The organism is Streptomyces sp. NPDC107517 (assembly GCF_055582645.1).
The window spans coordinates 634,752-657,192 of record NZ_JBVJPM010000003.1; the positions used below are offsets into that span (position 1 = coordinate 634,752).

The 22,441-nt window shown below is 73.2% G+C and carries 13 protein-coding genes, 2 tRNA genes and 1 riboswitch; of the genes, 8 read left to right on the forward strand and 7 right to left on the reverse strand.

Going from position 1 to position 22,441, the window contains the following annotated elements; genetic code table 11:
• Nucleotides 1-95 precede the first annotated feature (95 nt).
• A complete protein-coding gene (locus ACZ67T_RS10705; protein ID WP_469983045.1) occupies nt 96-1,640 on the forward strand; it encodes an amino acid permease in 1,545 nt (514 codons plus the stop codon).
• A 121-nt stretch (nt 1,641-1,761) separates the two neighbouring features.
• Nucleotides 1,762-1,834: transfer RNA gene (locus tag ACZ67T_RS10710), tRNA-Lys, on the forward strand.
• A 73-nt stretch (nt 1,835-1,907) separates the two neighbouring features.
• On the opposite strand, the gene mgtA is transcribed toward ACZ67T_RS10710, so the two are convergent.
• Nucleotides 1,908-4,466, reverse strand: a complete 2,559-nt coding sequence (gene mgtA, locus ACZ67T_RS10715) for a magnesium-translocating P-type ATPase (RefSeq protein WP_469983046.1) — start codon at nt 4,464-4,466, stop codon at nt 1,908-1,910.
• 180 nt (nt 4,467-4,646) lie between these two features.
• Here mgtA and ACZ67T_RS10720 point away from each other — a divergent pair, with 180 nt between their 5' ends.
• Nucleotides 4,647-5,102, forward strand: a complete 456-nt coding sequence (locus tag ACZ67T_RS10720; protein ID WP_100598964.1) for a tellurite resistance TerB family protein — start codon at nt 4,647-4,649, stop codon at nt 5,100-5,102.
• A gap of 51 nt (nt 5,103-5,153) precedes the next feature.
• On the opposite strand, the gene ACZ67T_RS10725 is transcribed toward ACZ67T_RS10720, so the two are convergent.
• Nucleotides 5,154-5,227 (reverse strand) — tRNA-Met (locus ACZ67T_RS10725).
• Nucleotides 5,228-5,427: 200 nt separating this feature from the next.
• Between ACZ67T_RS10725 and ACZ67T_RS10730 the strand changes: the two genes are divergently transcribed.
• The 3 genes from ACZ67T_RS10730 to ACZ67T_RS10740 all read left to right on the forward strand — a co-directional run bounded on the left by ACZ67T_RS10730 (nt 5,428) and on the right by ACZ67T_RS10740 (nt 9,080).
• Nucleotides 5,428-6,534: a PP2C family protein-serine/threonine phosphatase gene (locus ACZ67T_RS10730; RefSeq protein WP_469983048.1), complete on the forward strand. Its 1,107-nt coding sequence runs from the start codon at nt 5,428-5,430 to the stop codon at nt 6,532-6,534.
• 259 nt (nt 6,535-6,793) lie between these two features.
• Nucleotides 6,794-6,939: riboswitch (cyclic di-AMP (ydaO/yuaA leader) on the forward strand.
• Between the two features lie 11 nt (nt 6,940-6,950).
• Nucleotides 6,951-8,006, forward strand: a complete 1,056-nt coding sequence (locus ACZ67T_RS10735; RefSeq protein ID WP_469983049.1) for a M23 family metallopeptidase — start codon at nt 6,951-6,953, stop codon at nt 8,004-8,006.
• A gap of 129 nt (nt 8,007-8,135) precedes the next feature.
• Nucleotides 8,136-9,080, forward strand: coding sequence for an aldo/keto reductase (locus tag ACZ67T_RS10740; protein WP_469983050.1), 945 nt, complete (start codon nt 8,136-8,138; stop codon nt 9,078-9,080).
• A 7-nt stretch (nt 9,081-9,087) separates the two neighbouring features.
• Here ACZ67T_RS10740 and ACZ67T_RS10745 read toward each other — a convergent pair whose 3' ends face one another.
• From ACZ67T_RS10745 to ACZ67T_RS10760, 4 genes are all read right to left on the reverse strand, one after another.
• Entirely contained in the window at nt 9,088-10,419 is a 1,332-nt protein-coding gene (locus ACZ67T_RS10745) for a PrsW family intramembrane metalloprotease (protein WP_469983051.1), read from the reverse strand.
• 45 nt (nt 10,420-10,464) lie between these two features.
• On the reverse strand, nt 10,465-11,343 hold the full coding sequence (gene trmB, locus ACZ67T_RS10750) for a tRNA (guanosine(46)-N7)-methyltransferase TrmB (RefSeq protein ID WP_469983053.1): 879 nt from the start codon (nt 11,341-11,343) through the stop codon (nt 10,465-10,467).
• Between the two features lie 130 nt (nt 11,344-11,473).
• A complete protein-coding gene (gene lhgO, locus ACZ67T_RS10755; RefSeq protein WP_469983054.1) occupies nt 11,474-12,676 on the reverse strand; it encodes an L-2-hydroxyglutarate oxidase in 1,203 nt (400 codons plus the stop codon).
• Between the two features lie 104 nt (nt 12,677-12,780).
• Nucleotides 12,781-14,208 (reverse strand): MFS transporter, encoded by a 1,428-nt coding sequence (locus tag ACZ67T_RS10760; RefSeq protein WP_100598971.1) that lies wholly within the window; start codon nt 14,206-14,208, stop codon nt 12,781-12,783.
• Nucleotides 14,209-14,821: 613 nt separating this feature from the next.
• Between ACZ67T_RS10760 and ACZ67T_RS10765 the strand changes: the two genes are divergently transcribed.
• The gene (locus ACZ67T_RS10765; RefSeq protein ID WP_469983056.1) at nt 14,822-16,927 is read left to right on the forward strand and encodes an asparagine synthase-related protein; all 2,106 of its coding nucleotides are present in this window, start codon (nt 14,822-14,824) and stop codon (nt 16,925-16,927) included.
• Nucleotides 16,928-17,007: 80 nt separating this feature from the next.
• Nucleotides 17,008-20,331 carry an AfsR/SARP family transcriptional regulator gene (locus tag ACZ67T_RS10770; RefSeq protein WP_469983057.1) on the forward strand — a complete coding sequence of 1,108 codons (3,324 nt, stop codon included), beginning with the start codon at nt 17,008-17,010 and terminating at the stop codon, nt 20,329-20,331.
• On the opposite strand, the gene ACZ67T_RS10775 is transcribed toward ACZ67T_RS10770, so the two are convergent.
• Nucleotides 20,318-22,279 (reverse strand): sigma-70 family RNA polymerase sigma factor, encoded by a 1,962-nt coding sequence (locus ACZ67T_RS10775; protein WP_469983058.1) that lies wholly within the window; start codon nt 22,277-22,279, stop codon nt 20,318-20,320. The genes ACZ67T_RS10770 and ACZ67T_RS10775 overlap by 14 nt on opposite strands.
• Between the last annotated feature and the right edge of the window lie 162 nt (nt 22,280-22,441).

Consider the following 22,441-nt stretch of genomic DNA (forward strand, 5'->3'; position numbering starts at 1 on the left):
CTTTCTTTTCGCGCTCCTGTACCGCCGTTCACCCGCGGGCATTTTTGGCCGACGCCCGCGCATGCCCCGTCCCCGGTACGGGAATCGCTGGGGGCATGACAAGTGATCCCGTGGCGCAGCAACCGCCGCCGAAGACCGACGAGGAACGTCTCGCCCAGCTCGGCTACACGCAGGTCCTCGCCCGCAGGATGTCGGCGTTCTCCAACTACGCCGTCTCCTTCACGATCATCTCGGTGCTCTCCGGGTGCCTGACGATGTATCTCTTCGGGATGAACACCGGCGGCCCCGCCCTGATCACCTGGGGGTGGGTCGGGGTCGGCCTCATGACCCTGTTCGTCGGGCTCGCGATGGCGGAGATCTGTTCGGCGTACCCGACCTCCGCCGGCCTCTACTTCTGGGCGCACCGGCTCGCACCCGCGCGGACGGCCGCCGCCTGGGCGTGGTTCACGGGCTGGTTCAACGTCCTCGGCCAGGTCGCGGTGACCGCCGGGATCGACTTCGGCGCCGCGTCCTTCCTCGGCGCGTATCTGAACCTCCAGTTCGACTTCGAGGTGACGCCGGGGCGGACGATCCTGCTGTTCGCGGCGATCCTCGTGCTGCACGGGCTCCTCAACACCTTCGGCGTGCGCATCGTCGGGCTGCTCAACAGCGTCAGCGTCTGGTGGCACGTCGTCGGCGTCGCCGTCATCGTCGGCGCTCTCGCCTTCGTGCCGGACAGCCACCGGTCCGCGTCCTTCGTCTTCACGAAGTTCGTCAACAACACCGGCTGGGGCAGCGGGTTCTACGTCGTCCTGATCGGCCTGCTGATGGCCCAGTACACCTTCACCGGCTACGACGCCTCCGCGCACATGACCGAGGAGACCCACGACGCGTCCACCGCGGGGCCGAAGGGCATCGTGCGGTCCATCTGGACGTCCTGGATCGCCGGGTTCGTGCTGCTCCTGGGATTCACCTTCGCCATCCAGTCGTACCAGGGCGCCCTCGGCTCGGCCACGGGCGCGCCGCCCGCGCAGATCCTGCTCGACGCGCTCGGGGCGACCGCCGGGAAGCTGCTGCTGCTCGTCGTCATCGGCGCGCAGCTCTTCTGCGGCATGGCCTCCGTCACCGCCAACAGCCGTATGATCTACGCCTTTTCGCGTGACGGCGCGCTTCCGTTCTCGCACGTCTGGCACACCGTCAGCCCGCGCACCCGTACCCCCGTCGCCGCGGTGTGGCTGGCGGCGCTCGGCGCGCTCGTGCTCGGGCTGCCGTACCTCATCAACGTCACGGCGTACGCGGCCGTGACCTCGATCGCCGTCATCGGTCTCTACATCGCGTACGTCGTCCCGACCCTGCTGCGGCTGCGCAAGGGCGACGACTTCGAGCGCGGGCCCTGGCACCTGGGCAGGTGGTCGCGGCCGATAGGGATCGTGGCCGTGGTGTGGGTCGCCGTCATCACGGTCCTCTTCATGCTGCCGCAGGTCTCGCCGGTCACATGGGAGACGTTCAACTACGCCCCGATCGCGGTGCTCGTGGTCCTCGGGTTCGCGGGCGTGTGGTGGCTGGTGTCGGCCCGGCACTGGTTCCTCAACCCGGAGCACGCGCGGACCGTCGCGCGTGAGGCGGGGCGCGTGGGAGCGCCGGAACCGGTCGATCCGTGAGCGGCGGGCGCGCCGCCCGGCCGCCCGTGTGACATCCGACAGGCCGTGGAGGCCGATACCCGATCGGCCTCCCGGCGCCGGCGGGCTATGCTCGGGGATGCGTCGGCGAGGGTCGGCGTGTGGACCCTTAGCTCAATTGGCAGAGCAGTGGACTTTTAATCCATTGGTTGTGGGTTCGAGTCCCACAGGGTCTACCGCGTGAACAGCGGCCCGGACGGCTTCGGCCGGCCGGGCCGCTGTGCTGTTCCCGCCGAACTCCGCTGCCCCTCAAGCCTCCCGCAGGTACCGCCTCTTCACCGCCGTCAGCGCGACCGCGTACAGGGCGAGGACCGCCGCGAGGAGCGCGTAGTACACGGGCGGCAGGGGAGTCATGCCGAGCGGGCGGGCGGCGGGGGTCAGGGGCAGCAGGATGCCGGCGGCGGTCAGGGACGCGACCGCCCAGCGGACCGGGCCAGGGGTGCGCGGGGCGCGGCCGGTGCGCAGGAGCAGCATCACCAGAGCCTGGGTCAGGAGGTTCTCGGTGAACCAGCCCGAGTGGAACGCCGCTTCGTCGCCCGCTCCCGCCGTGGAGTGCAGGGCGAGCGCGAGGACGCCGAAGGTCGCGAGGTCGGCGGCGGCGTTGAGGACGCCGAACCCGGTGATGAAGCGCAGGAAGTCGTGCGGCCGCAGCGTCGTGGGCCGGCGCAGGGCGTCGGGCGCCGGCCGGTCGAAGGCGAACGAGAGCTGGGCCGCGTCGAAGCACAGGTTCTGCGCGAGCACCTGGGCCGGGAGCATCGGCAGGAACGGCAGCAGAAGGCCCGCTGACAGCATCGCGATCACGTTGCCGAGGTTCGAGGAGAGCGTGACGCGCAGATACGTGGCGATGTTGCCGCTGCTGTGCCGGCCCGCGGTGATCGCGTGGCCGATCGCGGTGAGGTCCTTGCCCGGCCGGTCCGCGGGCTGCGCGAGCACGATGTCCGCCGCGTCGCGCGCCACCGGGACCGCGTCGCGCGGGCAGATCCCGACGTCGGCGGCGCGCAGCGCGGGCAGGTCGTTCACGCCGTCGCCCAGGAAGCCGACGGTCGTCTCCCCGCCGGCACGCAGGGCGGTGACGATGCGCGCTTTGTGGGCGGGGGTACAGCGGGCGAAGACGGTGGTGCGGTGGGCGAGGCGGGCCAGTTCCTCGTCCGTGAGCGCGTCGAGGACGTCCGCGGTCTGTACGTCGCCGGGGGCGAGCCCCAGATCGCGCAGGGCGCGAGCGGCGGTGCCGGGGTGGTCGCCGGTGAGCACCTTGACCGTGACGCCGCGCTCTGCGAGATCGTGCAGGGCCTGCGTGGCGGTCGGCACGAGGGTGTCGGTGAAGGCGACGAAGCCGGTGAAGGTGAGGCCGTGTTCGTCGGCGGTGCGGTACGGGCGGTGCCGGGCGGGGCGTTCGGCCGTCGCCACGGCGAGGAGCCGGAGCCCGTCGCCGGACAGCGCCGCGGCCCGGGCGAGCAGGCTCGCGCGCTCGGTGCCGTCGAGCGCGCACCGGTCGAGGACGTTCTCCACGGAGCCTTTGACGGCGAGCGTGACCGCGCCGAGGCCGCCGGGCCGCCGGACGACGGCGGTGGCGAGGCGGCGTACGGGGTCGAAGGGCAGGGCCGTGATCCCGTCGTACGCGTCCGTGACGGCCGGGTCTGCCGAGAGGCCCTGCGTGATGACCGCCTCGTCGAGCGCGTCCGGGGCCGGCAGGTCGGCGAGCTGGAGCGTCCACCAGGCGGAGACGGCCGCCCAGTGCAGGGCGTCGGGGTCGGTGTGGGCGAGGTCGACGGCCGGGCGGTCCTGGGTGAGGGTGCCGGTCTTGTCGACGCAGAGGACGTCGACGGCGCCTGTGTCGTGCAGGGCGGGGAGCCGTTTGACGATGACGCCGTGGGTGCGGGCGAGCAGCGCGGAGCCGCGGGCGAGCGCCGTCGTGACGATGACCGGCAGCATCTCCGGGGTGAGCCCGACGGCCACCGCGACGGCGAACGGCAGGGTCTCCAGGCCCCGGCCGCGCAGCGCGGCGCCCGCCATCAGGACCAGCGGCGGAGTCAGCAGCATGAAGCGGATCAGGGTCCAGGAGATGCCGTGCACCGAGCGTTCGAACGCGCTCGCCCCGCGCGGTGTGCCGACCGTGCGGTGGGCGGCGGCGAAGCGGGTGTCTGCACCCGTCGCGAGCACCACGGCGCTCGCGCTCCCGGAGGCCACGCTGCCGCCCTGGAGGCACAGATGCGCCGACTCGCCGTCCGCGGGCAGGTCCACGGGCCGCTTGTCGACGGGCACCGACTCCCCGGTGAACGCGGCTTGCTGCACGGTCAGGCCCTGCGCCCGCAGGAGGCGTACGTCGGCGGGGACCAGGTCGCCGGGGCCGAGCCGCACGATGTCGCCGGGCACCAACTGGCTTACCGGGACCTCGTGTTCGGTCGGCGGGGCGCTCTCGTCGTCGCCGGTGCGGCGCAGCACGGTCGCCGTCGTCGCGACCAGGTCGCGCAGGCCCGCCATCGCCCTGTCCGCGCGGTGCTCGCCGGCGGAGCGCAGGCCGCAGCTGACGGCGACCAGGACGAGGATCACGCAGGCGGTGCCCCAGGCCGCGACGGTCGCCGAGACGAGGCCGAGGCAGAGCAGGACGCCGGTGAACGGGTCGCGCAGGCTGCGGGCGGCCAGACGGGGCCAGGACAGGGGGCGTGTACCCGGCAGGACGTTCTCGCCGTGGCGGGCGAGGCGCCGCTCGGCCTCCGCCTCGGTGAGGCCGCGCGGGCCGCTGTCGAGGGAGCGCAGGAGCTGGAGGGTCGTGCGGCCCGGGTCCGTCTTCGGGGCTGTGTCGGTCACTCTCGGGCGCCGTCAGGGATTCTCGGGTGTCGGCACCGTCGTCTTCTCCCGTTCATCGGACCGCGAAAGGCTTCCACCGGCCATGGGTTCGAGCCTTCAGTTTAGGGGCGGAACTTTTGCCGCCCTCCGCTAGTTTCTACAGAGCTGTAGAAGATCAGTACCTGCCGATCGAGGAGAGTCATGGCCCTGTGGGATCGCTTCAAGGAGTCCGCGTCGACGATGCAGACGCAGCTCATGGCGAAGAAGAACGACCTGAAGAGCGGCGCCTTCCGTGACGCGAGCATGGCGATGTGCGCGCTGGTCGCCGCGGCCGACCGGAACATCGACCCGGCCGAGCGCAGTCGCGTGGCCCAGCTCATCTCCACGAACGAGGTGCTGCAGAACTTCCCGGCGGATCAGCTCCAGAGCCGCTTCGACGCGAATCTGAACAAGCTGACCGCCGACTTCGACTTCGGCAAGGTCAGCGTCCTCCAGGAGATCGCCAAGGCGAAGAAGAAGCCCGCCGAGGCGCGCGCGGTCATCCAGATCGGCATCGTCATCGGCGGCGCGGACGGCGACTTCGACAAGACCGAGCAGGCCGTCGTCCGCGAGGCCTGCCTGATGCTCGACCTGCCCCCGCACGAGTTCGACCTGTAGGCGGATACACCGAAGGCCCGGAACCATTGGTTCCGGGCCTTCGGCCTTCAGTAGCGGGGACAGGATTTGAACCTGCGACCTCTGGGTTATGAGCCCAGCGAGCTACCGAGCTGCTCCACCCCGCGTCGGTAAACACGACTCTACGCCATTGCGGCGACAGAACGCGAATCGGTTGCCCGGCGTTCGGCGATCCGCCGCCTCCGGCCCCCTTTCACCCGGTCGGTCCCGCCAGGTCGCCCGCCGTCTTTTCCGGGGGAACTCTGGAGTGGGGCCCGACGGCGTGCGCAGGCGCGGGACCGACGCGGACGGTGGCGGGAGACGAGCGGTGGGGCAGCGAGGAGGACACGGGCGAGAGACGGAGCAGGGCCTGTCCCGGGCCCGGTTCTTCGTGCGTCTGCTGCCCGTGCTGCTCATCGTCGTCGGGGCGGTCTACGACTACGTGACGCCGTCGACGTTCACCGGCGTGCCCCTCTTCACGGCCGCCCCGCTGGTCGGCGCCCCCTTCTTCTCGCCCCGCGGCACTCTCCTGACCGGCCTCGCGACCGTGGCCGTCGTACTCGGGGTGCATCTCAGATACACCCGCAGTTACGACACCGACGCCGTCACCGAACTCGTCACGGTCGTCACCGTCGCCGTCCTCGCCTGTGTCATGAACCGTGTCGTGCGGCGGGGCAGTGAGCAGCTCACCTCCGTGCGCCAGATCGCCGAGGCGGCCCAGCGCGCCGTCCTGCCCGAGCCCGCGGAGCGCATCGGCGGCCTGGAGATCGCGGCCCGCTACGAGGCGGCCCAGGCGGGGGCCTTCATCGGGGGCGACCTGTACGCGGTGCAGGACACCCCGCACGGGGTGCGGCTCGTCGTGGGCGACGTACGCGGGAAGGGCATGGGCGCGGTGTCCGCCGTGGCCGTCGTCATCGGCGCCTTCCGGGAGGCGGCCGAGCAGGAGGCGACCCTGGAGGCGGTCGCGCAGCGCCTGGAGCGGGCGCTCGCGCGCGAGGGGCTGCGGCGCAACGGCCTCGACGAGTTCGAGGGTTTCACCACGGCCGTGCTCGCCGAGATCCCGCACGGCAACGGCCTCGTACGGGTCATCAACCGCGGCCATCCGGAACCCCTGATCCTGGGCGGCGACGGCGCGCTCAAGGTCCTGTCGCCGCCGGAGCCCGCGCTGCCGCTCGGGATGGGTGGCCTCGGCAGCTGGCCCGACCGGGCGTCCGAGACGGAGTTCCCGTCCGGGGCGACGCTGCTGCTCTACACCGACGGCCTCTCGGAGGCACGCGACGAGGAGGGCACCTTCTACGACCCGGCGGCCCGGCTCGCGGGGCGGATGTTCTCGGGGCCCGATCCGCTGCTGGCCGCGCTCACCGCAGAGGTCCGCCGGCACACCGGGGGCGGTACGACGGACGACATGGCGCTGCTCGCGGTGAGGCGGCCGTGAAGCGGCAGTGAAGCAGCCGTGACCACGGTCTTCACCTTCCGTAGTCGAATCGCGTCGCTGCGCATAACATTTGACAAACCGTCAGATGAGCGACCCGCTCCGGTGGCCGGTCAACTCGCCCGATTCCGCCCGCTCGTGCCCCGATAAGTCCAGGCCAAAGGCGTTAACGATCAGTCGGAACGGCTTGGAATCAGGCCCCGGTGTCTATTAACGTTCGATAACGCAGCGCGGTCGTCCCAGCCGTCACAAGAGACGGCTCCGTGCGCACGCGCCTAATCCCGCAAGGGAGCCGGGGAACCACCAACTTGGGGTGAATCGGACGTCTTTCCTTGCGGAAGGCGTCGGTAGGAGACCTTCCTGCTCCGAACCCGTCAGCTAACCCGGTAGGCGAGAAGGAAGGAAAGGAGCGCGCCCCCGTGGCGTCCAACCGGCCTGCCCCAGAGTTCTCCTACGCGCCGATCGACGAAGAGTTCGGCGAAGCGGACGAGCGGACCTGGGACGAGTGGAATCCCACCGAGGAGTCAGTCCGCCCCGTACGCGGCAGGCACCGCGTAGCCAAGCAGCGCGGCGGTCTCGCGCGCAGCTCCACTGTTCTCGGGGTCGGCGTGATCGCGGCCGTCGGCGCGGGCGGCATCGCCACCGCGCAGGGCGGCAAGCCCCCCGTGCACATCTCGATGCCCGACCTCTCGGCCGTCAAGGACTCGCTGCCCGACGCCAAGTCCCTGCCCGGCGTGGGCGCGCTGATATCCGATGTCTCCGGAGACGACGACGAGTCCGGCGCCGGCGCGACCCCGCTGACCGACGCCGGCGTCACCACCGCGGACGCCGAGCAGGGCACGACCGCCGGCGAGGCCCTGCGCGCCCGCATCATGCAGCAGGCCGAGCAGCAACAGGACCAGGCCGCCGACGCCGAGGCCGCGGCCGCCGAGGAGGCCGCCGCGAAGAAGGCCGCCGAGGACGCCGCCAAGGAGCAGGACGCAGCCAAGGCCAAGGCCGCCGCCGACAAGAAGGCGGCGGAGGAGGCCGCGAAGAAGAAGGCCGAGGCCGAGCGCCTCGCCAAGCTCGCCAAGAGCTTCACGCTGCCGGTCGCCTCCTACACGATCACCGGCACGTTCGGTCAGCCCGGCTCGATGTGGTCCTCCGGCTACCACACGGGTCTCGACTTCGCCGCTCCCACGGGTACGCCGCTGAAGGCGATCCACTCCGGCACCGTCAAGGAAGCCGGCTGGGCGGGCGCGTACGGCTACCGCACCGTCCTCGAACTGCCGGACGGCACCGAGCTCTGGTACTGCCACCAGTCGTCCCTCAACGTCAGCGCCGGCCAGAAGGTGACCAGCGGCGACGTCATCGGCCGCGTCGGCGCCACCGGCAACGTGACCGGGCCGCACCTCCACCTGGAGGTCCACCCCGGCGGCCAGGCGACCGGAGTCGACCCCGCGCCGTGGCTGCGCTCCAACGGCCTGACCATCTGAGGCTCGTAGACCCTCCGAAGGCGCGTAACCCTGCGAACCCCGGCGGCCCTGACGGCAACCCCCCGACGTCAGGGCTGCCGGTCGGCCATGCCTGGAATATCTTGCTCCGCATCGGTGTTCTGACAGGCCATGACTTCTCTTCGCAAGCTTGGCTCGTCGGACCTCGAGGTGTTCCCGCTCTCCCTCGGCGGCAATGTGTTCGGCTGGACCGCCGACGAGACGCAGTCCTTCGCCGTGCTCGACGCGTACGTCGCCGCCGGCGGCAACTTCGTCGACACGGCCGACGCGTACTCGGCGTGGGTTCCGGGCAACAAGGGCGGCGAGTCCGAGACCGTCATCGGCAAGTGGCTGGCCGCGCGCGGCAACCGCTCCGATGTCGTCGTCGCCACCAAGGTCGGCGCGCACCCCGACTTCAAGGGCCTGTCGGCGAACACCATCAAGTCCGCCGCGGACGAGTCGCTGCGCCGCCTCGGCACGGACTACATCGACCTCTACTACACGCACTTCGACGACCCGTCCGTGCCGGTCGAGGAGATCATCACCGCCCTCGACGAGCTGGTGAAGTCCGGGAAGGTGCGCGCCATCGCAGCGTCGAACCTGACCCCGGAACGTCTCCAGGAGTCCCTGGACTTCTCCGACCGCGAGGGCCTCGCCCGCTACGCGGCGCTCCAGCCGCACTACAACCTCGTCTCGCGCGACACCTACGAGGGCCGGCTCCAGGAGGTCGCCTCGCGCAGCGGTCTCGCCGCCGTCCCGTACTACGCCCTGGCGTCCGGGTTTCTGACGGGCAAGTACCGGCCGGGCACCGAGGTCGACAGCGCGCGGGCCGCGGGCGCCGGCAAGCACCTGCAGACCGAGCGTGGCCTGCGCGTCCTGAAGGCCCTCGACGAGGTGGCGCAGGCGCACGACGCCGAGGTCGCGACCGTCGCCCTCGCCTGGCTCGCGTCCCGCCCGACGGTGGCCGCGCCCATCGCGTCCGCCCGCACCGTGGAGCAGCTGCCGGCGCTGGTGGCCGTGGCCGGCCTGGAGCTGACGGACGCGGAGCTCTCGAAGCTCACGGAGGCGTCCGCCTGAGGCGTTCTCAGTAGCGGTACGGGTTGTACGCGTTGTGGGCACCGTGCGCGGGGAACCGGGCGACCGGCCCCGCGTACATCGGCGGCACCCACACGGGCGGCGCGGTGGCGTGGGACGCGTAGACGAGGGCGGGGCGGGCCGCGTGGCGCCGCGCCCACAGCTCGTCGAGGAGCTCCCGCTCCCGTACGACATAGTCCGCCCCGGCCCGGCCGCGCCGCCCGCGGTGGCGCAGGAGCGCGAGTGAGGTCGCGTACTGCTGGTACTGGGCCACGGCCTTGGCCGTCTCCTTGCCGCCGTGGTGCTGCGCGAACTCGCGGGCCAGGCGGCGGGCGCGCATCGAGCCGAGGGCGAACGGCTCGGCCGGGCCGACCCAGCCGGCCGCCGCGTACGCGGGCAGCTCGGAGCGCACCGTGCGCAGTTCGCGCTGGCGGGTCCCGATCGCGAGCCAGGTCAGCAGCCCGAACGCGGGCATCATGAACAGCGCGTAGACCCCGAAGAACCCGAACCGGCCGAACGCCGACGAGCCGTTCCACGTGGCGTGCATGCCCATCGCGAGCAGCAGCCCGGTGAGGGGCAGGAACACGCGCCGCACCGGCCCGCGGTCGGGCGCGGTCCAGGCCGCGACGCCGAAGCCGATGCCGGTGAGCACCGTGAACAGGGGGTGCGCGAACGGCGACATGACGATGCGTACGAAGAAGGTGGCGGCGGTCACCGAGGCGATGCCGGTGCCGCTGTTGAGCTGGTCGGTGCCGAAGGCGTTGCCCAGATAGAGGATGTTCTCGGTGAACGCGAAGCCGGTGGCGGTGACCCCGGCGATCACCACGCCGTCGACGATCCCGGTGAAGTCCCGTCTGCGGAACAGGAAGATGAGCAGGACGGCGCAGGCCTTCGCGGACTCCTCGACGATGGGCGCTATGACCGTCGCGCCGAGGGTGTCGGCGTTCGCGGGGTCGGCCGAGTTCGTGGCGATCCAGTGGGTCGCGAAGCTGTTGGCGACGATCGCGATGAGCGCGGCGGCGCAGGCGCCCCAGGCGAAGGAGAACAGCAGGTTCCGCCAGGGCGCGGGCGCGACCCGGTCCAGCCAGCGGAACGCGGCTATCAGCAGCGGGACGGGCAGGACCGCGAGGCAGAGTCCGACCAGGAACCCCTTGGTGCCGGTCTGTTCCCGCACGAGGGCGAGGATCACCAGGCCGGAGAGTGTCAGGAGCGAGACGAGCGCCCAGGCGTGCACGGTCCTCCGCTCCCACCAGCGCGGATGCCGCAGTGTGCCGGGTCCGGCAGCGTCCGCTCCGGGCTGGGCGTGCGGAAACGCATTCGGATACGAGGGATAGGTCGCCACAGCGTTGACCCTAACGAGGGACGGGCCCGGCCGCGACGGGGTGTGTCAGTCCGCGGCGGTGGCCGGTGCGTGCTGGGCGCGCAGGAAGAGCAGGTCGTGGACCACATGTCCCTTGTCCAGGCCCTGGCCCTCGAAGCGCGTGAGGGGCCGGAAGGAGGGCCGGGGCGCGTACCCGCCGTCGGGCTGCGTGTTCTCGTAGTCCGGGTGTTCGGTCAGGACTTCGAGCATCTGCTCGGCGTACGGCTCCCAGTCGGTCGCGCAGTGCACCAGGGCGCCCGGCCTGAGGGGGACCTTGGCGAGGCTGAGGAACTCCGGCTGGATCAGGCGCCGCTTGTGGTGGCGCTTCTTCGGCCAGGGGTCGGGGAAGTAGACGCGCAGCCCGTCGAGGGAGGCGGCGGGGAGCATCTCGCGGAGCAGGATGATCGCGTCGCCGTTGGCCACCCGGATGTTCGTCAGGCCGTTCCGCTCGGCGAGGCCCAGGAGGTTGCCCTGGCCCGGGGTGTGCACGTCGACCGCGAGGATGCCGGTGTCGGGGTCGTCGGCGGCCATCTGCGCCGTCGCCTCGCCCATGCCGAAGCCGATCTCCAGGACGACGCGCTTCCTGCCGTCGAACAGCTCGTCGAGGTCGAGGACGCGCTGCCCGTCGATGTCGAGTCCCCACAAGGGCCACAGCCGCTGGAGGGCGTCGGCCTGGCCCGTCGTGACGCGGCTGCGGCGGGGCTGGAAGCTGCGGATGCGCCGCTCGAAGTGCGAACCGGCGGGGTCCGGCGCGGGCCCGTCGGGAAAGCGCGGCTCGCCCTTGGCGCGTGCGGGAGCCGGTGCTTCGGGACCGGCGGCCTCGGGACCGGCGGCCTCGGGACTGGCGGCCTCGGGACTGGCGGCCTCGGGGGTGTGGGCTTCGGGGGTGCGGGGTGACTCAGACACAGTGAGGCGATTTTAGACGCCGGATCCGGCGGGGGCCCAAGCTCGGGCCCTGGAGGCCAGGGCCCAGGCTCAAGTCTCGGAGGTGAGGTCCAAGCCCAGGTCCCGGAGCTCGGGGCTCAGGTCCCCGAGCTCACGACCCGAGCGCGGCCAGGGCCCGCCGGGCGACCTCGCGGCCGATCGGGAGCGAGGCCGTCGCCGCGGGGGACGGCGCGTTCAGCACATGCACCGTGCGCGGGGCCTCGCGGATCAGGAAGTCGTCGACCAGGGTCCCGTCCCGCAGGACCGCCTGCGCCCGGACGCCGGCGGGCGTGGGCACCAGGTCGTCCGCGGTCACCGCGGGCAGCAGCCTGCGCACCGCCGCCGTGAACGCGTCCCGGGACACCGACCGGCGCAGCTCCCCGGCCCCGTACCGCCAGTGCCGGCGCGCTATCCGCCAGGAGCCGGGCCAGGCCAGCGTGGCGCCGAGCTCGCGCGGTCTGATCGTCGACCAGTCGTAGCCCTCGAGGGCCAGCGCGGGCACCGCGTTCGGACCGACGTGCACGCTCTTGTCGATGCCGCGCGTGAGATGGACGCCGAGGAAGGGGAACGCCGGGTCCGGCACCGGGTAGACCAGGCCGCGCACGAGCTCGGGGCGGGCCAGCTCGAAGTACTCACCCCGGAAGGGGACGATCCGCATGCCGGGGTCGTCCCCCGCGAGACGGGCGATCCGGTCGCAGTGCAGCCCCGCGCAGTTCACCAGGGCGCGCCCCCGGACGACATCCCCGGCGGCCGTGCGCACCGCGACACCACGCTCCGCGCGGCGGTCGATCTGCACCACCTCGGCGCCGTACCGGATGTCCGCGCCCGAGGCCTCGGCGAGATGCCGGGCCACGGAGGCGTAGTCGGCGACACCCGTCGTGCCCACGTGGATCGCGGCGAGGCCGCGCACGTACGGCTCGTACTCGCCGATCTGGGCGGGGCCGAGCTCCCGCACCGGAATCCCGTTCTCCCGGCCGCGCTGGACCAGGGCGTGCAGGCGGGGCAGCTCGTCGCGCTCGGTGGCCACGATCAGCTTGCCGGTGACCGCGTGCGCGACGCCGTACTCCGCGCAGAACTTGACCATCTCGGCCGCTCCCCGCACCGCGAAGCGGGCCTTGAGCGAGCCGGGGCGGTAGTACACGCCGCTGTGGATGACCCCGCTGTTGCGCCCCGTCTGGTGTCGGGCAGGGCCGTGTTCCTTCTCCAGGACCGTCACCCGGGTGCCCGGCTCCGCGCGCGTGAGGGCGTACGCCGTCGACAGACCGACGATCCCGCCACCGATCACCAGCACATCGCAGTCGTACCCGCTCGTCATCACCGTGCCTCACCTCCCGCCCCCGATACTGCACTGCGCCACTGACAACGCGTTCAAACCCGGGCGGTGGCCGTTCGGCCGGACCGGTTCTTCACACCTCTGCCCTACGCCGGAGCCATCAGAAGCGGTCTCGCCCTCTCCCGCAGCTCCACGACGCGCGGCTCGTCCCCGTACGGTTCGAGTCGGTGCAGCAGATCCTTCACGTACTCGGTGGTCCGGGCCGACGAGATCCGCCCCGCCACCTCCAGCGCGCGCGTGCCCTGCTCGCACGCCGCGTCCAGGTTCCCCGACTCCAGCTCGGCGACCGCCGACACCACGAGCCGTAACCCGTGCGAGCGCACGAACTCCTCCGTGGGCTTCGACAGGGCCTGCTCCGTGAAGCGCCGCACCTGGCGGGGAGCCTTGAGGTCGCGGTAGCACTCGGCGGCGTCGGCGGCGAAGCGGTCGTACGAGTAGAAGCCGAGCCACGACGGGTCGTGGTCCCCGTCGCGCGCCCGCTCCAGCCAGCCCTCCGCGGCCCGCAGCGCGGCACCCGCGGCGTGCGCGTCACCCGCGCGCGCGTGTGCGCGTGCTTCCACGAGCCGGAAGAAGCTCATCGTCCTGGCGGTGGCGAGCCCGCGATTGCGCTCCAGGGCGGCCTGCGCCAGGTCCACCCCCTCGTCGCCGAACCCCCGGTACGTCGCCTGGAGCGACATCGACGCCAGCACGTAGCCCCCCAGGGGCACGTCCGCCGCCGCGCGCGCGAGCCGCAGCGCCTGGATGTAGTAGCGCTGCGCCGCCTCCTGCTGGCCCGTGTCGAACGCCATCCACCCGGCCAGGCGCGTCAGTTCGGCGCTCGCCCCGAACAGGGCGCGCCCCACGTCGTCCGAGTACGCGCCGAGCAGCAGCGGGGCCGCCTCGACGCGCAGGCACTCGGGGACCATCGACGAACGCCAGTCGCCGCCCCCGTACTTGGAGTCCCAGCGCCGCGCGTCCTCGGCCGCCTCGCGCAGTTTCCGGACGTCGCTGTGGCCGACCTTCTGAGGTGTGTTGTCCCCGCCGCTCTCCAGGGGCTGGGCGTCGCGTGCGACAGACGAGTCGGCCGGCGTTATCAGCCATCTCGACGCGGGCGTCGCGTACGCGCTCACCGCGAACGATCCGGCCAGCGACTGCCAGATGCCGCCGCCCGTGCGGCGGCCCGCGAGGTCGAGGCGGTACAGCTCCGTCGCCGACTTCACCGCCGCCCCCACGTCGCGCGGGAAGGCGAGGCCCACTTCGGGCGCGGGATCCGCGTCCGCCAGACCGATCTCGTGCAGCGGCACGGGCCGGCCCAGCTTCTGGCCGATGGCGGCGGCGATGAGGTGCGGCGCAGCGCCCTGCGGCACCATGCCCTTGGAGACCCAGCGGGCCACCGAGGTCTTGTCGTAGCGAAGCGTCAGACCGCGTTGCGCGCCGAGGTCGTTGACCCGCCGCGCCAGGCCTGCGTTGCTGATTCCCGCGAGGGCGAGAACGGTGCCGAGTTTCTCGTTCGGCCCGCGTTGCTCCCTGGACATGCGCCACCCCTCGACACAGCCGGCTGCCGCGGTGGCATAACCGCGCGGCATTCGTGCACCCAGCGTAGTTCGCCGGATCCCAAGCGTTAAGGGGCATAGTTCCGGATGGCGGGAATATTGTCCGTACGGGAGTACGTGCCCGGGGCGCCGCCGTCACGGTGTGCTCCGCCCGTGTGGCCGTGCGCCTGCGCGTGCGCTCTTCTGCGGCCACGGGGGGAGCGCTTCCATGATGGTGCGTGGGTCGGCCCGCTGTACTGGATCCAGCGGGCTGGGGGATACCGCCGCCTTCATCCCCGCGGGTGGCGGACCGGTCCGGGAGGTGAAGGGCGCCTCCCGGACTGTGCGTTGCGCGCCGTGGCCGGTGCAGTGTGCACAGGTCTGGCCATCCGCAGCCGATTTGGCCGAATATCGACGGTGCCCTACGGCGCCGCCGATGCCTCCGGGCGGCCCCCGGGGGGTTCAACTACCGCTCAAAAGGGGCGCATTCGGTGGCGCACGTGCCGCCCGGTCGCCGCTCTCGTACGTCTCCTTCGTGGCAGCATGGGGACCCTGTTCCTGTGATTTCCTCTGATTCCTTCTGACGAGGTTCTGTCCACAGCCTGTGGAGGCGGCGATGCGGTGGTTGGTGGGGTGGAGCAGTACCGCCGCCGGACCCGTGCGGTTCGGGGCCGCGGGCTCGACCGGATCCGACGGGGAGACCGTCCACCCCGTGGGCTCCCAGCTCCTGTGGGGTGACCCCGACCCGCTGTGGGCGGTCGGCGACTGGCGTCCGGACGAGGTCAGGATCGTCAGCGCCGACGAGCAGACCCGTATCGCCGTACTCGGCACCTGCGGTGCCACCGACGAGCAGCTGCGGATCGGCCTGTTCGCCGCGCGCGGCGGGGCCCTGCGCCACCTCACCGCCTGGCCCGGCAGCTACACCGCGGTCGTCCAGGTCGGCCGGCGCCTCATGGTCGTCGGCGATCTCGCGGGCGCACGGCCCGTGTTCTACACGCCCTGGGCCGGCGGCACCGCGTACGCGACGGCCGCCCTGCCGCTCGCCGACCTGATCGAGGCCCACCTCGACATCGGCCATCTCGCGGCCCTGCTCGCCGCCCCCGACGTGCCCGAAGCCCTGCACGACTCGACGCCGTACCAGGGCGTACGCCGCATCCCGCCGGGCCACGCGCTGATCCTGCGCGCCGGTGCCCGCGAGATCGCCGGCTACGAACCGGTCGCGTCGCTCGCCGTCGCCGCGCCCTCCGCGGACCCCACCGGCGCGGTGGACGCCCTGCGCGACGCGCTCGTCGAAGCCGTGCGCGCACGGCTCGTCGCGCCCCGGCATGTCCCCGGCGCCGACATCGACCCGGGACCCGTCCCCGGCATGGGCCCCGCCGAGCGGCGCGCGGCCCGCGGCATGCCCGTGCCCGGCATCGGCGCCGACCTCTCCGGGGGACCCGCGTCCGGAACTCTCGCGCTGCTCGCGGCGGGCCTGCCCGGGCTGCCCGGCACGGTCCTCGGCCACGGCACGGGCGCGGGCGAACGTCTCCTCGCCGTCACCTTCAACGACCTGTCCGCGGGCGCCGAAGGGCGCGAGGCCGAACTCCGGCGCGCGGGCGCCATCGCCGCGAACCCCCGGCTGCACCACGTCGTCGTCACCGCAGGCGAAGAGGCGCTCCCTTACGCCGAGTTGGACGGCCCTCTCACCGACGAGCCCGGCCCCTCCCTGATCACCGCCGCCCGCCACCGCACGCGCCTTCTCTCCGGCAGCGCCGACCACTTCACGGGCTACGGCGCCCGCCAGGTACTCGACGCGCACCCGGCCCGCCTCGCCGACCTCCTCATGGACCGGCGCCGACGCCACATGGTCAAGCCGGTCGCCGCGCTCGCCAAGGCGGACGGCGGCTCCGTGCTGGTGCCCGCGCGCGTGTACGGCGCGGCACGCAAGCTGGCCCGCACGCCGTACAAGGAGGGCATCGCAAGCCTCGCGGAGCGGCTGCTGCAGCGGAATTTCGAGGACCCGGGCGGTGCGGCGGGCGCCGTCGGCGCATCGCTCGCGGCCCTCGCCTGGGCGAGACCGGGGCCCGCCGCGCGCTGGCTGACGGGCGAGGCCCTCGCTGAAGTATCGGTTCGCCTCCAGGACGGCGCGACGCGTCCGGGGCCAGGACCGGGGCAGCGGCCCGGCGCGTTCCGGGCCCGCGCCGCCCTCGCCCGTCACGCGGCCGACCTGCGCGTCCTCGAACAGGCCGCCGAGATCCGCTTCCAGCGCCTGCACGCCCCCTTCCTCGACAACCAGGTCGTACGCGCCTCCCGCGCCCTCCCCGAGGCACTCCGCGTCCGGCCCGGCGCCCGCGCCGACATCCTGCGTACCGTCCTCGAAGGCGCCGGCGTCAGCGAACTCCCCGCCGGCTGGGGCGCCCCCTCGCACGCATCGTCCGCCGCGGCGGCCCGCACCGGCCTGCGCGTCTCTGCCGACCACCTCATCCAGCTCTTCGACACCCCGCTCCTCGCCCAGACCGGCCTGATCGAGGCCCGCGTCGTCCGCAAGGCCCTGCGCGCGGCGGCCGACGGCGAGCCCCTGCCGCTGGACGGCCTCGCCGACCTCGTCTCCCTCGAACTCTGGCTGCGCCGCCTCATCGCCCGCCGCGGCACCTGCTGGACCGGCACCCCGGCCCGTCAGCGCGCCGTGCCCACAGGGAGCGTCGCGCCGCAGCGGGGCGCACTGGGAGCCGGGCGCTGAAGCATCGCGCCCGTGGCGTCCCCCGCGCCCGAACCGGAATCCGCGCGACTGAGCCCGTCCTGACCCGTGAGAATGGACCCGTGCGGTACCGAATCCTGGGCGTCACCGAGGCGTACGACGATCAAGGCACACCCCTGCCCGTGGGCGGACAGCGCCTGCGCGCCCTGCTCACGTCGCTCGCGCTGCACGCCGGCCGCACCGCCCCTGCGGACGCGCTCATCGACGACGTATGGGCCGACGAGCCACCCGCCGACGCGACCGCCGCCCTCCAGGCTCTCGTCGGCCGACTGCGCCGCGCCCTCGGCAAGGACGCCGTCACTTCGGTGGCGGGCGGCGGCTATCGCCTCGCCGCCCGCCCCGACGACGTGGACCTGTACGTCTTCGAGCGCCTCGCCCGTGAGGGCACGGCCGCCCTCACGGCACACGACCCGGCGACCGCGTCCCGCGCCCTGCGCGACGCGCTCGCCCTGTGGCGCGGACCCGCACTCGCCGACCTCGCCGACCGCACCGCCGCGACCCGCCCCGAGGCCCAGCGTCTCGAAGCGGCACGCGCGCGCGTGGAGGCCGATCTGCAGCTCGGCCGCGCCGCGGACGTCGTACCGGAGCTGACCGAACTCACCCACGCCCACCCGTACGACGAGCCGCTGTACGCCCTCCTCATCCGCGCCCTGCGCGACGCGGGCCGCGGCGCCGACGCACTCGCCGTCTACGAGACGGCCCGCCGCACCCTCGCCGACGGCCTCGGCGCGGACCCCGGACCCGAACTGGCCGCTCTGTACGCCGACTTGCTCGACTCCGCCCGAGGCCCCGCCCGCGACTTCGGCCGCCCGGCGTCGCCCCGGCAGCCGCAGCGCGACGGCAATCTGAGGCCGCGCCTCAACTCGTTCGTCGGCCGGGAACCCGAACTCGACGCCATCCGTTCAGACCTGCGAGCGGCCCGCCTCGTCACCCTCACCGGACCCGGCGGCTCCGGCAAGACCCGCCTCGCCGAGGAAGCCGCCGCCGAACACCCCCGCGCCTGGCTCGCCGAGCTCGCCCCGCTCGACCAGCCCGAGGCGGTGGCCGGCGCCGTCGTCAGCGCCCTCGGCCTGCGCGAGACCGTCCTGATGACCAGCGAGCACACGGCGCCGCAGGACGACCCCGTGGCGCTGCTCGTCGAACACTGCGCCGCGCGCAGCCTGCTCCTGATCCTCGACAACTGCGAACATGTCATCGGCGCCGCGGCCGAGCTCGCCGAGACCCTCCTCACCCACTGCCCCGGCCTCACGGTCCTCGCCACCAGCCGCGAACCCCTGGGCGTGCCCGGCGAGTCCGTGCGCCCCGTCGAACCCCTGCCGCCCGACCCCGCGCACCGCCTGTTCGCGGAGCGCGCCCGCGCCGTGCGCCCCGACTTCGACGTCACGGGCGACCCCGAGGCCGTGGCCGAGATCTGCCGCCGCCTCGACGGCCTGCCGCTCGCCATCGAGCTGGCCGCGGCCCGCCTCAGACTGCTCACCCCCCGCCAGATCGCGGACCGTCTCGACGACCGCTTCCGCCTGCTGACCAGCGGCAGCCGCACCGTACTGCCCCGCCAGCAGACCCTGCGCGCGGTCGTCGACTGGTCCTGGGACCTCCTCGACGAGCAGGAGCGCACGGTCCTGCGGGAGGCGTCCGTCTTCGCCGGCGGCTGGGACCTGGAGGCCGCGGAGGCCGTCTGCACCGGCCCCGCATCCGACCTGATCGGCGCGCTCGTCGACAAGTCCCTCCTGGTGGCCGCTCCGGGCGACGGCAGCATGCGGTACCGGATGCTGGAGACGATCCACGAGTACGCGACCGAACGCGCCGCCGAGACACCGCTGCTGCGCACCGAGGCCGAGCGGCGCCACGTCGCCTGCTTCCGCGCCCTCGTCGAGAAGGCCGACCCGCTCCTGCGCTCCGCCGAGCAACTCCCATGGATCGAACGCCTGGAGACGGAGCTCGACAACCTCCGCGCCGCGCTCCACCGCTCCACGGTGACCGGCGACACGGAGTCCGCGGTCGCACTCGCCCTCTCCACCGGCTGGTTCTGGTGGCTGCGCAACTACCGCAGGGAGGGCGCCGAGTGGGTCGGCCACATCCTGGAGCAGCTGCTTCCGGCGCACCGCCCGGACCGCCCGGACCGCCCGGCCCCGTCCGGCTGCCGGGTCCCCCCGCGCGAAGGGCGGACGTTCCCCGCCGCGGACGACCTGGCGGACGAGGACGACCCGCTGTACTGGCCGCTCATGGAGCTGCGCCTCCTGCACATCTTCTTCGTGGCCCAGTCCAGAGCGGAGAGCGCCCTGCGGGGCGAGGCCGACCGGGAGTACCTCATGCGGGTGCGCGACGCCTTCGCTCGGCCCGGGCCCGCGGGGGCACGCTTCCCCGGCATCATCTGGCCGTTCACCGTGCACTTCCTGGACAACCCGGAGAACGTCAGGGCCGCCCTCGACCAGGCCGTCGCCAACTGCCGTGTGTACGGCGGCGAGTGGGAGATCGGCGTCACCCTGATGTTCCGTACGCACACGGCCGTCGACGGGCCGGGCAACCTCACGGGCGTCGACGACGACGTCGCCGAGCTGCGGACCATCAGCCGCCGTGTCGGGGACCGGTGGATGCGCGCCCAGGTGTGCAGCGCGGCCGGTGAGGCGGCCATCGCGCGCAGCCGGTTCGACGAGGCGAAGGGCGAGTTCGAGGAGGCACTGCGCCTCGCCTACGAGGTCGGCGCGTACGCGGAGGCGCCGTTCCTCATCGCCCGGCTCGGCGAGATCGCCTACCGCTCCGGCGAACGCGACGCGGCGCGCAAGCTCCTGACCGAGGCGATCGGGGAGGCCGACCGGTACGGGGTGCCGGATCCCCACGCGTACGTGCTGCTCCTGAACGCCCTGATGGCGGTGGAGGACGGCGAGGTGGCGCGGGCCCGCGCGCTGTGCGACGACGCGGCCACGGAGTCGTCGCGAGGCACCCCGCCACCGCAGTTCACGGCCATGGTCGGGGGCGTCGACGCACGGATCACGGCGGCCGAGTCGGGGCCCGCGCGCGGCCTCGCGGTCCTCACCGACGCCCTGCGGTACGCGGTCGAGCACCGCTGTGCGGAGAGCGTCAACGCAGGACTCGCGGGCCGCGGGGCGCTCTTTTTGGCCCAGCTGGGCGACACGGAGGGCGCGGTACGGGTGGTGGCCGCGTCCGACGGCTGGCGCGGTGTCTCCGAGCGGCCCCAGCCCGAACGCGCCGAGATCGAGGCGCTGGAGGCGGAGGCCGCCGCCGCGCTGGGCGCCACCCGGTACGCCGCTGCGCGCGCCGCGGGGGCGGGCAACACGGCGGCCGAGACGGTCACGTTCCTGACGGCACGCGTCCGCCACTTCGACCAGGGCCGCGCGCTTCGACCGGGGACGCTCACCGGCAGGTGAAACGGGACTCCGCCCAGTCCCCGACCGCGAGGGAGCCGAAGTTCGTCCGCGGCTCGGTGACCAGGCGGATCGTCTTGTGCCCCGCGAGATTCAGGTGAACCGGAACGGCAGGGTCCCCGCCCCTGAGGACCTGCGACCCCCACAGGCGCACCCCGTCCGCGTACACGGAGAACCGCACCGCGCCCGTGCCGAGCGTCATGTCGTCGACACCGGCGAAGGCGTCGTACGCGGTGCAGCTGCGGTTGAGGTCGACGGTCACGGAGGAGTTCGCGTGGACGGTGACGCCGTTCGCGTACTGCTTGTCCGCCACGCGCAGGCCGTGGCGCTGCCACACCCAGCTGCTCTCGCCGGGCCGGATCTCCGGCTCGGTGCCGTCGCCGAGTCCGCCGTACGACAGCTGGTTCAGCTGGTAGACGGCCGGGGCGGGCGGGGGAGGCGTGGGCTTCGGAGTGGGCTTGGGCGTCGGCTTCGGGGCCGGCTTCGGAGGTGGTGTCGGCTCGGGCGTGGGCTTCGGGACCGGCTTCGGGGTGGGCGTCGGCTTCGGCGCGGGCCTGGGGGGAGGCGTCGGCTTCGGGGCCGGCGGCTCGGGCTTCGGCTCGGGGGGAGGCGTCGGCTGCGGCGGCGTGATCGGCTGCGAGACTGCCGGCTTCTCCTTGCGCGCCTCCGGCTTGGGCTTCTGCGGGTCGCCCGCGAGGGCGATCGCCACCGCCACGGCCACGCCCGCCGCGACCACACCGGCCGCGATACCCGCCTTCACGGGCGCGCCGAGCCCCTCGGACGCCGCGGCGCCCCCGCCCGCCGCCCCTCCGGAACTGCCGCCCGCCGCGGCCGCCGCACCGGCGCCGGCCGCACTCGCGGCGCCGCCGCCGATGAGCGCGACCACCTTCGCGTACCCGGCGGCACCGAACCAGCCGATGACCGCGACCGGCACGACACCGGGGATCCCGCCGGCGACTTCCTTGATCTGACCGGCGGCGAGCCGGCACCTGGCGCACTCCTCCAGATGCTTGCGCAGGCCGCGCTCGGCCCGGGTGCGCAGGCTGCCGCGGGCGTACGCGCCGAGCCGGTCGGCGTAGCGCGCGCACTCCTCGTCCTGGGTGAGGGTGGTGCTCACATGGGCCTGGAGGTACGCCTCCTTGAGGCCCTCGCGGGCGCGCTTGGCCAGCACGCGCGTGCCGTTGGCGTCGAGGCCGAAGAGCGTGGCGACCTCGCTGGGCGACTCGTCCTCGACCTCCGTGTGCCACAGGACGGCCTGCCAGCGCTCCGGCAGGGACCGGAAGGCCCGCATGGCCATCGACTGCTCGGCCTCGTGCATCGCGAGGACGTCGGCGCCGAGATCCAGGGTGTCGTCGTCGGAGACCTCGCTGGAGCGGGCGGCCTGCTGGGCGAACACCGCGAAGTCCTCGACCAGGTGCTCGCGCTTCGCCGACTTCGTCCAGCCAGCGGCGACGCGGCGCACGGTGGTCAGCAGATAGGCGCGCACCGCGTGCTCGGGCCCGCTGCCGCCGCGCACGGCCTGAAGCATGCGCGCGAACACCTCGGCGGTGAGGTCGTCGGCGGTGTGCCCGTCCCGGCAGCAGGTGCGTGCGTAACGGAGGACGGCGGCCGAGTGACGGCGGTACAGCTCCTCGTACGCGGTGTCGTCGCCGGACCGCATACGGGCGATCAGGTCGGCGTCCGCCGAAGGCGCTTCGGGCGGGGGCGGGAGCACGAGGGTGCCCGGATCCACGCCGTGCTCGCGCTGCTGCGGGACGCTCGGGTCGGAGCGGTCCTCACCCGGGGCGTCGGAAGGGCCTGCGGGGGCCGGGAGGCCGGGGGGTTCGGAGTCTGGCGAGTCGTCCCGGCGTGGACCTCCCTGGCTCGGCACCTGCCGCGCGGGCAGCCCGCCGGTCCCGGCGTCGCCCGCACTACTGTTCTCGAGTGGCTCGTCCCGCCCGTCAACGCTCACCGCGGAAAGCCCCCGACCGCACACTCAGACCCGAACACGCGGGAAAGAGTGCCACAAGGGTGGTCCCCACCACCTGCCGGTGCCCGTCAACCACTCATCCGTGGAAACTTCCTGCAGTGAAGCAATAGCTTTCACCCGTACGGGTAGTGGTCAACGTTCGTG